This is a genomic window from Mucilaginibacter terrigena (assembly GCF_004168255.1).
Classification (GTDB): domain Bacteria; phylum Bacteroidota; class Bacteroidia; order Sphingobacteriales; family Sphingobacteriaceae; genus Mucilaginibacter; species Mucilaginibacter terrigena.
The window spans coordinates 183,681-194,529 of the sequence record NZ_SEWG01000007.1; the positions used below are offsets into that span (position 1 = coordinate 183,681).

The 10,849-nt window shown below is 44.4% G+C and carries 12 protein-coding genes; 8 read left to right on the top strand and 4 right to left on the bottom strand.

Going from position 1 to position 10,849, the window contains the following annotated elements:
* Window positions 1-361 precede the first annotated feature (361 nt).
* Window positions 362-2,431 carry a prolyl oligopeptidase family serine peptidase gene (locus EWM62_RS16860; protein WP_129877845.1) on the top strand — a complete coding sequence of 690 codons (2,070 nt, stop codon included), beginning with the start codon at window positions 362-364 and terminating at the stop codon, window positions 2,429-2,431.
* Window positions 2,432-2,666: 235 nt separating this feature from the next.
* Window positions 2,667-3,029, top strand: a complete 363-nt coding sequence (locus tag EWM62_RS16865; RefSeq protein WP_129877846.1) for a hypothetical protein — start codon at window positions 2,667-2,669, stop codon at window positions 3,027-3,029.
* Window positions 3,030-3,098: 69 nt separating this feature from the next.
* On the opposite strand, the gene EWM62_RS16870 is transcribed toward EWM62_RS16865, so the two are convergent.
* The 4 genes from EWM62_RS16870 to EWM62_RS19710 all read right to left on the bottom strand — a co-directional run bounded on the left by EWM62_RS16870 (window position 3,099) and on the right by EWM62_RS19710 (window position 6,998).
* Window positions 3,099-3,380 (bottom strand): ATP-dependent Clp protease adaptor ClpS, encoded by a 282-nt coding sequence (locus EWM62_RS16870; protein ID WP_129877847.1) that lies wholly within the window; start codon window positions 3,378-3,380, stop codon window positions 3,099-3,101.
* Window positions 3,381-3,445: 65 nt separating this feature from the next.
* Window positions 3,446-6,133, bottom strand: coding sequence for a TonB-dependent receptor plug domain-containing protein (locus EWM62_RS16875; RefSeq protein ID WP_129877848.1), 2,688 nt, complete (start codon window positions 6,131-6,133; stop codon window positions 3,446-3,448).
* Between the two features lie 60 nt (window positions 6,134-6,193).
* Window positions 6,194-6,730 carry a dCTP deaminase gene (dcd, locus tag EWM62_RS16880; protein WP_129877849.1) on the bottom strand — a complete coding sequence of 179 codons (537 nt, stop codon included), beginning with the start codon at window positions 6,728-6,730 and terminating at the stop codon, window positions 6,194-6,196.
* A gap of 145 nt (window positions 6,731-6,875) precedes the next feature.
* Complete coding sequence (locus EWM62_RS19710; RefSeq protein WP_262708481.1) at window positions 6,876-6,998, bottom strand: hypothetical protein; 123 nt, start codon at window positions 6,996-6,998, stop codon at window positions 6,876-6,878.
* A gap of 140 nt (window positions 6,999-7,138) precedes the next feature.
* On the opposite strand from EWM62_RS19710, the gene EWM62_RS16885 reads away from it, so the two are divergent.
* From EWM62_RS16885 to EWM62_RS19520, 6 genes are all read left to right on the top strand, one after another.
* Window positions 7,139-7,777 (top strand): 4'-phosphopantetheinyl transferase family protein, encoded by a 639-nt coding sequence (locus EWM62_RS16885; RefSeq protein WP_129877850.1) that lies wholly within the window; start codon window positions 7,139-7,141, stop codon window positions 7,775-7,777.
* Between the two features lie 111 nt (window positions 7,778-7,888).
* Window positions 7,889-8,617 (top strand): lipoyl(octanoyl) transferase LipB, encoded by a 729-nt coding sequence (lipB, locus tag EWM62_RS16890; RefSeq protein WP_129877851.1) that lies wholly within the window; start codon window positions 7,889-7,891, stop codon window positions 8,615-8,617.
* Window positions 8,618-9,340 (top strand): SGNH/GDSL hydrolase family protein, encoded by a 723-nt coding sequence (locus EWM62_RS16895; protein WP_129877852.1) that lies wholly within the window; start codon window positions 8,618-8,620, stop codon window positions 9,338-9,340. It abuts the gene before it with no gap.
* Between the two features lie 284 nt (window positions 9,341-9,624).
* Window positions 9,625-9,981, top strand: coding sequence for a DUF488 domain-containing protein (locus EWM62_RS16900; protein ID WP_129877853.1), 357 nt, complete (start codon window positions 9,625-9,627; stop codon window positions 9,979-9,981).
* Between the two features lie 283 nt (window positions 9,982-10,264).
* Window positions 10,265-10,657 (top strand): hypothetical protein, encoded by a 393-nt coding sequence (locus EWM62_RS16905; protein WP_129875355.1) that lies wholly within the window; start codon window positions 10,265-10,267, stop codon window positions 10,655-10,657.
* A partial coding sequence (locus tag EWM62_RS19520; protein WP_203235073.1) for a hypothetical protein occupies window positions 10,635-10,849 on the top strand: 215 nt, incomplete at its 3' end. The genes EWM62_RS16905 and EWM62_RS19520, both read left to right, overlap by 23 nt.

Consider the following 10,849-nt stretch of genomic DNA (forward strand, 5'->3'; position numbering starts at 1 on the left):
ATACAACACAACAATCTGATAAAAACGACAACACATTTTGGAGTCTTGTACTATATATAAATTAGACATTTTTATTTCATTTAAAACTTTACACATCCCACCGCACCCACAAAATAAATCACATATATTTTGATTATTAGTTATATATAAGCATAATTCATTGTATCAGAATTCAAAACAACTGATTTATAACCTATTTATATCGCCGAAACATCGCCGAAGTATCACCGATTTAATGGCAAACATAAGCGACTCCACTCTCCATCAAAGCTCAGTGTATTTGAATTTTTTTACGAATATAAATTGCAGTTCAATTACGCGCTATTCGCTATATTAGCTCATTATCCTTATCCATATCATAATGAAAAAAGGCCTTCTTATCACCCTAATTACTACTGCCGCTATGGCTGCAAACGCTCAGCAAAACTTCGATCCGCCCAAAACAAAAGCCATACCTGTTATTGATACCCTGCACGACGTACAGCTAACAGATAACTACCGCTGGCTGGAAGATAAAAAGAACGAGGATGTGATAGCCTGGACAAAAAAACAGCACGATTACGGTGTTGAATACCTAAGCAAAACGCAAAAAGTACACCCCGACCTAAAGGAGAAGATAGCTGCCTACCTGAACATGGATTACGAAGGCCCACTGAATACCGTGGGTAAACGAGTTTTCCAGACCGTTAAAAAGAAAGGCGATAAACAATACAAGATCTACACCATTATCGATGGAAAAAAAATCCTGATTTGGGATCCGGTTCAACTGGATGCCGAAGGCAAGATCTCCACCAGTGGCACCAGTTACACTTACGATGGTGAGCGCGCTGCCATCAGCGCGCAGCGCAGCGGTGCCGAGGTAAACACGGTTTACTTTATTGATACCCGCACGGGCAAGCAAATCCACGAGCCTATTACCAATACCAGCGGGTTCGACTGGGCGCAGGACCAGAAACACGCTTACGTTACCCTGCGCAGCCAGGAAGATGTTGATAAGCAGCGCCCCCTTAAAACCTATTACCTTAAAGTTGGCGACCCGATTGATAAGGCCACCTTTGTAGGCACCACCAAAGATGCGCAGGATAGCTACTTTATATACGATAACCGTTACAGCGATGTAACCTTTAGCGGCGAGGGCGACTTTTACTCCAACAGTGTGCGCATGCGCCCAACCGGCAGCCTTAAAGAAGGCAAGCTCATCTATAACAGCAAAAAATTCCAGGCATACCCCGAAGCCATAGGCAACCGCCTGTATATCAAAACCAACGATAATGCACCCAACAGCAAACTGATGGTAGCAGACAAACTGCACCCCGACTACAAGAACTGGAAGGTGCTGATCCCCGAAAGCAGCACGGTAATGGAAAACTACGCCGTTACCAAAAACAGTATCATCATCCAGGATAAAAAGGATATCCAAAGCCGCCTTACCATTTACACCCTAAACGGTAAAAAAATGCGCCCCGTACCACTGCCCGAGCAAGGCAGCATTGGAGGCATGAGCTACGACCGCGAGGAGGATAAGCTGTACATATCGCTGGTAACGTTTACCTCTACCCCAAAAACATACGTTTGCTCGCCAAAGGATTACAAGTGGAAGCTGTTTTACCAGCGCATATTGCCTGTTGATATGAGCCAGATAACCGGCGAGATAAAATTTTATACCAGTAAGGATGGCAGCCGCGTGCCCGTATTTGTAGTGCACCGCAAGGACATGAAAATGAACGGCAAAAACCCGGTGCTGCTAACCGCGTATGGTGGTTTCCAGTCGGGCATTAAGCCGGGGTATTATGGCTTTTACGCACCGTTCATCCAAGCAGGCGGTATAGTGGTGCAGCCGGGCATCCGCGGCGGCGATGAATTTGGCGAGAAATGGCACCTGGACGGGATGCTGGCCAAAAAGCAAAACAGCTTTGATGATTTTTACGCATGCGCGGAATGGCTCATCAAAGAAAAATATACTACCGAAAGCAAGATAGTAGCCCTGGGCGGCAGCAACGGCGGCCTGCTGATGGGCGCGGCGGCAACCCAGCGGCCCGACCTGTTTAAAGCCATTGTATGCGAAGTGCCGCTGCTGGATATGCTCCGCTACCACAAATTTTTGATAGCCCGTTACTGGATCCCCGAATACGGCGCAGCCGAAGACCCGGAACAGTTTAGGTGGCTGCTTCGCTACTCGCCTTACCAGAACATAAGGGCAGGTGTAAACGTACCACCTATGCTGGTAACCGCTGGCGCCAACGATACTCGTGTTGACCCTATGAACGCCAAAAAATTTGTGGCAGCATTGCAGAACAACCCCGGCCAAACCAGCCCTATCATCTTGCATATGGATTTTGACAGCGGCCACGGCAGCGGCCAAAGCACCCAGCAAGCCATAGATAACTGGACGTTTATTTTTGAGTATGTGATGAACCAGTTGGGGATGTAGACCCGGTTATATAACCATCATGTCATTGCGAGGCTCACGCGGAGGGTGGGTGTCGGCGATCCGCGGCAATCACATGAGAATACAAGCGGCTGTTGGCAATATCATCAAAAATGGTAAAAGTATATTATGAAAAAACTTAACCTATTATTGAGTATTCTATGTTACGTGTTAATTAGTTGCGACGGAACTTTGGGCGGATTTGACTCAAGGACTTTTCGTACTTCAAAAAAAAAACATGGAATTTGCACTCAAACAGATTTATAAAGATCATCCGGAATATTTAATACCTGAAAAATGGGAACAGTTTAATGATTGGTCACGAAGAGGCTATGACTTCTTAGACAGCAGGATTTTTTATTTTAAAGATGCACCGGAGGAAATGTATTATATCTCCTTTATTAAAGATCCGGAAGACCCCGCCGCAGCTAAATCTGTCATCTTAGCAGTCAGAGCTGTTCAAAGAGACAGCAGTACTAGCTGGTTATTACAAAAAGATTTTAATGAAAAGCAGCAAGAAGAAATAGAAGCAAGGTTTGACAAAGAGATTGTTTCCAAATTAGAGAAGTATACGCTAACAAAAGCAAAAAGATCAGATTAAGTAAATTAATTCAGCCAAAATTGCCGTAATTGCTGATATAGTCACCAACACCTTTTAGGCAGTTAAAAACTATTCCACACTTACTGTAAGGCCTTCCTGCTGCAGGATCTTGCGGTAAACTTCCATCTCGGTAAAAGAGCCTTCCAGTACCGCGCATTTGCCTTCGTTATGAACTTTCCAGGCAATTTTTTCGGCCTGCCCCTCAGTGTAGTCCAGGTACTTCATCATGCAGTGGATAACGTGCTCAAAGGTATTGTGGTCGTCGTTCCATAGAATAAGGCGGTGCATCTCTTTAAGCCCGGCCATTAATTCTTCAAAGGTGAGTGTTTGTTCCTGTACTTCGGTTGGCATATGTACCGGCAAATTTACTCAAAATCAGCAATAAATGCGCTAAAATGATGCCGAGGCAAATTATACTATTCCACCTTATACCTAATTACCTGCCTGCCAATATTGCCTTCGCTGTCTATCCCCTCAATTACCACGCGATAATTGCCTTTGCTTGCATTAAAATAATCTAATGATGCCTTGCCGCCGCCGGTAACGATGTTGGGTTTCCAAAAAATGGTGGTGCGCAGGTCGGCGAGGGTTTGCCTGTTCTTCACATCATACTTTGGCGAATAAAATGTGCGTGCGCGGAAGATCCCTTTAGGAGCATAAGGCTTTATGCCGTTTCCAAATGTTTTTGGGTAGTATGTTGGCTCATCGCCCCGTTTGGTAGTTATAACTATTACGCCGTTGCTGCCCTGGCTGCCATATATAGCGTAGTTGCCAATATTGCGCAGCACCTCTATCGATTGTACATCGTTAACATTAAGGGTATTGATAAAGTTTGGGCTTGCATAAGCCCCGTCGATCACTACCAGCATACGCCCCCCGCCCCTGGCGGTGTAAGGTATGCCATTACGAAAAACCACCCCAAGCAAACGCCCCTGCAGGCAATCGGCCAGTTGCGGGCAGCCCATACTAAAAAAATCTTTAGCTAAAAATACCTGGTCGGCCCTGCCCGGGCCGTTTAGGTTTGACGAATGCTTAAGCGCGTTGGCTTTCTCGCGGATAAGCACTTCGCGCAGGTTGATCACATGATTACCTAACCCGTATTTCATTTGTTCGTAATAAAGCGCACGGCTGCTTTGCGCGTAGGTAATAATGCCCGCGTCTGATTTAAAATCGGCAAGGGCTTTGTAATTACTTGTTAGTGGCGCGGGTATGCTATCCATCGTTATTACCACATCGCGCTTATTTTTGGCGGTGCGTGCCTGGATCAGGAACTTAATACTATCGGCAAATAAAATATCATTAAAGGCAAAGCGCCCGTTTTGATCTGTAAGGGTATCTAATTTTAGCAGGCCATCGTCAAAGTTTATCAGCTCTACCTTACCCCCGGCAACAGGGCTGCCCGATGGGGTAGTTACCCTGCCTGATATGGTAAAGTTGCTTTGCCGCGGATAACGGATGGCCGGCTGGTTATCGCTCAATACATCCTTCCACTCGTAACGGTGATAGCCCTGCGTTAACATCAGTATATCAAGATCGGCGCGGGCTTTATCGTTTATATTCTTAAAGTAATAGGCGGGCTGCTCTATGTACCCTTTAATGTCTGATGTAAGCAGCAGGTTGGCTAAAATATTGTTCTCGCTGTTTTCATCAACCGGTACTTTACTCTCATCAGTTACAGCTACCGAAAAACTGCCCACCGCGGGTTTATCCTCATTATCTTTTATCTGGATATTTAATTTCACATTCTCCCTGGGCGAGTACGTTTGTTTATCTGTAGTTGCAAATAACTTAAGCCTGTCCTCGGGAATATCAATAAACACCAGGCGCTCATTTAAGGGCGTGCCCGATGCCGAGAACAAGGTGAACTGCGCTATCCCCGAAGGGAATTTATTTTTGGGCACAATAGCCGAAAATACTGTATTGGCCGGTTTACTTGTTGCCGCGTAATAAACCTTGCCGCCGCTTTGCGCAACCAGGCTAAACTGCGCGGTATTTTCTTTTGTGGTACTAACAACCACCTTTAAATGTTGAGGGCCTGCGGGTACTATACTCAACGCAAAGCCATTGCTTATAGCAACTGGTAAGTTTACGGTGCCGTTTGAGCCATCGGGGTAAACAATGTTTGCCTTGTAGCTATTACCTGCCTGCGGCGTAAAATCAAACACCCCCATACCCAGGTGCGCTGTGGTAAATTCGGCTACCTGTTTCCCTTTACTATCGGTTACATTGCCTTTTACATCAAAACCCAAACCATCGGCACCTATGGCTTTAAAAGCAACCCTGGTTCCGATGCCGTTTACAAGCATACCGCCTTCGGGGAAAAACTGCACATCTGCCCTGCCAGCCATTACCCTTACGGGGATATTTTTGTAAACCGTTCCCTGCCCGGTGCCACTTATACCGGTCACTATTCTTCCCGTTTTTAACAATGCCGGGTTATCTCCCGGCAACTCGATATGTAAATTACCATTAGCATCGGTCACACTTTTCCCTTTAGCCACAACCGAATTGTTAAGCAACACCGAATAGCTTACTGCGTTACCGGCGTATGCAGCGCCGTTTGCATCGGTATAATTAATATTGGCAGTAACTGTATTGCGCCCGTTTTGAGAAGCGTACTTAAACGTGGTTTTGGTGAAAACTTTATTGGTGATGATGTTGGTTATGCTGATGGCCTTATCAAATATGTATTCGCTGCCGGCATTAAGCATGTATTGGGTATAGGCACGTATACGGTAGTTACCCTCGTGCAGGGTATCGGGCAGGGCAAAATCGCCGTATGCAAGCCCGTTCTTTAACTGTAGTTTTATGTTTTGTTTGATGGAGTCCTGCTCATCTACCAGTTCTACGTTCAGGATGCCGCTATCGGGTTGCAGGCGGTGCTGGGGGCCGGTAATTACATAAGCTTTAAACCAAATATCGTCGCCCGCGGCATAGTAAGGTTTATCAAATTGCAGGTGTATTTTTTCAATGGGGTGGCTGGTCGTCCATTTATTCAGCTGGCGCTGTACTTTCGCAACAATATCGTCATCGGTACTAAAACTATAGATACCGATAAAACTGATGGCTAAGAACAGCCCGGTAAGGAAACGTTTGTATGCCATAACTCACAGGTAAATCACAATATAAACAATGCTACGCAGTAATTGTGATTACTTATAGCATTAAAACTTATTCTTCCACATCATACTTTCAACAGGGCGGGTAGTTGGGTTATTATATTTGGCGTTGCTTTTGGTATTGTATAGGGTTGCTATGTCACCCTCAACAACAAAATAGATCAGCTGGCCAATGGGCATGCCCGCGTAAATTTTAACCGGCTGCGCGCAGGAGATCTCCAGCGTCCAGGTGTTGCAGAAACCTACATCGCCTTTGCCGGCTGTAGCATGTATGTCAATCCCCAAACGCCCAGTGCTCGATTTACCTTCCAAAAAAGGCACATGCTTATGCGTTTCGGTATACTCTAAGGTAACTCCTAAGTAAAGCGTGTTTGGCTGTAGTATAAAGCCATCCTTCGGGATCTCGAACCCGATGATCTCGTTATGCAATTTGGCATCTAAAACCCTATCCTTGTAAGTGGCCAGGTGCTTGCCTAAGTGCACATCGTACGAGTTTGTGCCCAGGCACTCGGGCTTAAAAGGCTCTATTACAATTGTCCCTTTTTCAATTTCTTCGAGGATGCGTTTGTCAGATAAGATCATAAGAATTTTGCTGCCCTAAAATTATAATTAATTATGCATTCCGTCTACCCATAAAAACAAAAAGCCGCATGTGCAATAGCACATGCGGCCCAATTAAAACCACCTTGTTTTTGTGGTATCACCCACACCTATCCTACCTCAAATTTTAAACGTGCTTTAACACCTGCATACTTTTTTGCGCGGTGGTATTGGCCACCCGCTGTTTCATGCAGCCTTCGGTAATGGCTACGGCTAATAAAACCGCTGCTGCTATGTATATTCTCTTCATTTTATGTTACTTGTGATAAAACTGTTTAGTTGATAGTATGACGTACGTTTACCCCCAATAGTTACAATCAGAAATCAACAGTGTTAATTATTATAATAAACTGATATAAATTGACAAGCTTTTTTGCAATTTTACCACTGATGGCAATAGCGTACCGACAACAGATTGATGATGATACCGAATTTGCGCTTTGGAAGATAGAGGAAACAGCCGACGAGCTATACAAACAGCTAAAGCTGGATGATACCGAGAAAGCCTACACCAAAAAATTGAGCAAAAGCAAACGCTACCTGCACTGGCTGGGTACGCGCGTACTGCTACGTAAAATGCTGGGTACCGAAGAATACATTGATGCCAAAGTTGACAGCCACGGCAAGCCTTACCTGGTAAGCCTGCCCTATCATATATCGCTAAGCCACTCGTTTGATTATGCCGCGGTGATGATCAGCAAGACCCGGCACGTAGGTATTGATATTGAACAAGTGAAAGAAAAAGTAGAGCGTATTGCCCATAAGTTTATGTTACCAAACGAGCTGGCTTTTATTGAAGATAAGCACAAAATACAGCAGTTATACGTTTGCTGGTGCGCCAAAGAAGCGGTTTATAAGTGCTACGGCCAAAAGGAAATATCTTTTGCTGATAACATATCTTTGCAACCTTTTACCTTTCAGCACCATGATGTGCTGCAGGCCAGATTGCATAAGGGCCACGTGAATATCGATTACGAAGTTGGCTACCTGCAATACCAGGATTACATGATAGGATACGTGAAGGGATAATGGGAGATGTGCAGATGTGCGTCCCGATAGCTATCGGGATCAGATGTGCAGATGCACAAGGATTCTATAAATTCCTTAATTCAATAAATTCGGGTTCAGACTAAATAATAAATGAAGAACAAAAAGGTAATATTTCAGGATTGGGGGCTTACGGATTACCAGGTGGCCTGGCAGCGGCAGGAAAAGCTGTTTGGCGATACTGTTAAACTAAAGACCGAGATCCGCAACCGTACGCTGGTGCTTCCCGAAGGCGACCCCGGATATGACGATACCGCTACACCCAACTACCTTGTTTTTTGCGAACACCCGCACGTTTACACCCTCGGCAAAAGCGGAAAGCCCGAACATCTGCTGCTGGACGAGCAGGGACTTAAAGATAAAAACGCATCCTACTACCCCATTAACCGCGGCGGCGATATTACCTATCATGGACCCGGTCAGCTGGTAAGCTACCCTATTTTAGACCTTGATAACTTTTTTACCGATATCCACCTGTACCTGCGCACACTGGAAGAGGCCGTAATATTAACCCTTGCCCATTATGGCTTGCAGGCCGGGCGCTACCCCGGCTATACCGGCGTTTGGTTTGATGCCGATAACAACCTTGCCCGTAAAATTTGCGCGATGGGGGTACGCTGCAGTCGCTGGGTTACCATGCACGGGCTGGCTTTTAACGTAAATCCCGACCTTGATTATTTTAAAAACATTGTGCCCTGCGGCATTGATGACAAGGCGGTAACTTCCATGCAGGCCGAGTTGGGCAGGCCGGTTGATATAAACGAAGTGAAAGAAATCCTAAAGCATCATATTTCCGTACTTTTTGGTATGGAGATAATGTAAATGAGAATATTAACGATAATTTTTTTAATTGGCACATTGGCAGCATGTACAAAAGCAGAGGAAAAGCAACGCCAGATCAAGATCACCTATAACAATATGCCTATCCCCGATTCATTAACTTACCTGGCCCTGGGCGATTCGTACACCATTGGCGAAGCTGTGCCTTTAGAGCAATCGTTCCCGTACCAACTGGCGCATAATTTAAATGCCACCAACCACCTTGTTGAAAAACCGGATATCATCGCCATTACCGGCTGGACCACCGGCGATCTTAAAAAGGCCATCGCTTCCCGCGACCTTAAAAACCACCAGTACAACATGGTAACCCTGCTTATTGGCGTAAACAACCAGTACCGCGGCTACAGCAAGGAAGATTACCGTACCGAATTTATTGAACTATTGAACACTGCTATTAACTATGCCGGCGGCAACAGGCAGCATGTATTTGTATTATCCATTCCCGACTGGGGCGTTACGCCTTATGCCCGTGCAAATGGCTTCGACCCGGCCCAGGTAGCTATCGAGATCGATCAGTTTAACGCCATAAACAAACAGGAAACCGAAAAAATGGGCGTTACTTATGTAGATATCACCCCGGCATCCCGCAGGGCAGCATACGACACCGGCCTTACCGCAAAAGACGGCCTGCACCCATCCGAAAGGATGTACAGCCTTTGGGTAAGCCAACTGTTGCCGGTAGTTAGCGCGCAGGTTAAATATTAGTTGCGAATAACTGTCATGTTTACCATTCTGTCCCGTTTATTATATTAGAAAAACGGGACACTGCACAATTTACTAAAGATCAGTTAGTTACACTTTTACAAAGCGATGATTTTGGTGTAGAAAATTTACAAATAAATTCAACAATTACCTCTATAACAGATAAATATGTTTTTTTCAGGGGGTGTCCCACTCGTTTCTGAATGGGACACCCTCATTTTATGTAAATTTATACCACAATTTACTGTAAATCAACCCCCTCTGTAACTAAAGCCGATAGCTAATGTATGGCAACAATAAAAACTAAACGGATCTACGAACCTTTTGATGAGGCTGACGGCGTGCGGATACTGGTTGACCGCCTGTGGCCACGCGGCATTAAAAAAGAAACTGCCCGCCTGGATGAGTGGATGAAAGAGGTTGCGCCATCTGCCGGATTGCGTAAATGGTTTAATCATGAAATACCTCATTGGGATGAATTTCGCTTAAAATACCATATCGAGCTGAAACGAAACGATGCCGTTAAAGCCCTGGTTGACCTTGTAAAGAAGCACAAAACGGTTACCCTGCTATACGCCGCTCATGATGAGGAACATAATCACGCTGTGGTCTTACAAGAGTTCATTGGTGAAATGCTTAAATAATTAACACTGCGGTAAACTAATTGAATATTAATGATCAGGAACCTTACATTGTAAAACGTGTGTTGTCGTGAGTGTGGTTGCAGGTCTTTTTAGAGGGCGCTTCTAAAACATGGTTATCGTTTTATTTATGCATTTTTGACAAGCTATGGTTGTCAAAACGCGTAATTTAATGCTTTTTTACAAAAGAAAGATATTATACGTTTGTAGGGAAAACCTTCTACCTTTCACATGAAAAAACTTTATCCTAAAGTAAGAATTCCGTTTTTAAGCTTGCTTAATTTTGATGGCATCAGTCGCTGTTATCTATGGATGCCGTAAAGATCTTTCCAAGATCGGCGAAATATCGCCGTTAACACTTACTGATCCTAAAATTAGTGCGGCAAAATCATGGTACGAAAACAACTTTCCTAAACAGGAAAAAAAGTCAGGACAGTCTACCCAATCAGTTGGAGATGAGTTTGATTTGAGCCAATATTTTAGCCCTAACTGGAACAAGTCTAAAAACTATATTCGTTTTGACTATGACGTGATTGAAATGCCATTAGACTCAGCATCAAAAATTGCATTAAAGATTGGCTCCAGTGAACTATCTCAATACAATAGTCGCAGTACGGTGTTAATATTAAGAACTGGTAAGAATTATAGCTTATATAATGACCATTGTTGGCGACGCTGATTATGTAAACGGCGACGTATCAAAGCTCGCAAGAAACTCATATGTTAAGCGTGATACCAATTTTAGCGGTATTCTTTATTATTCTACTCCTCAAGGAAAATTTATGAGTGGTTGCGTTTATAAAAATGGTATAATAACAAATCAAATTGTAAAAAGTATAATACAACCAGGCAGTAATGTCCAGATAACACA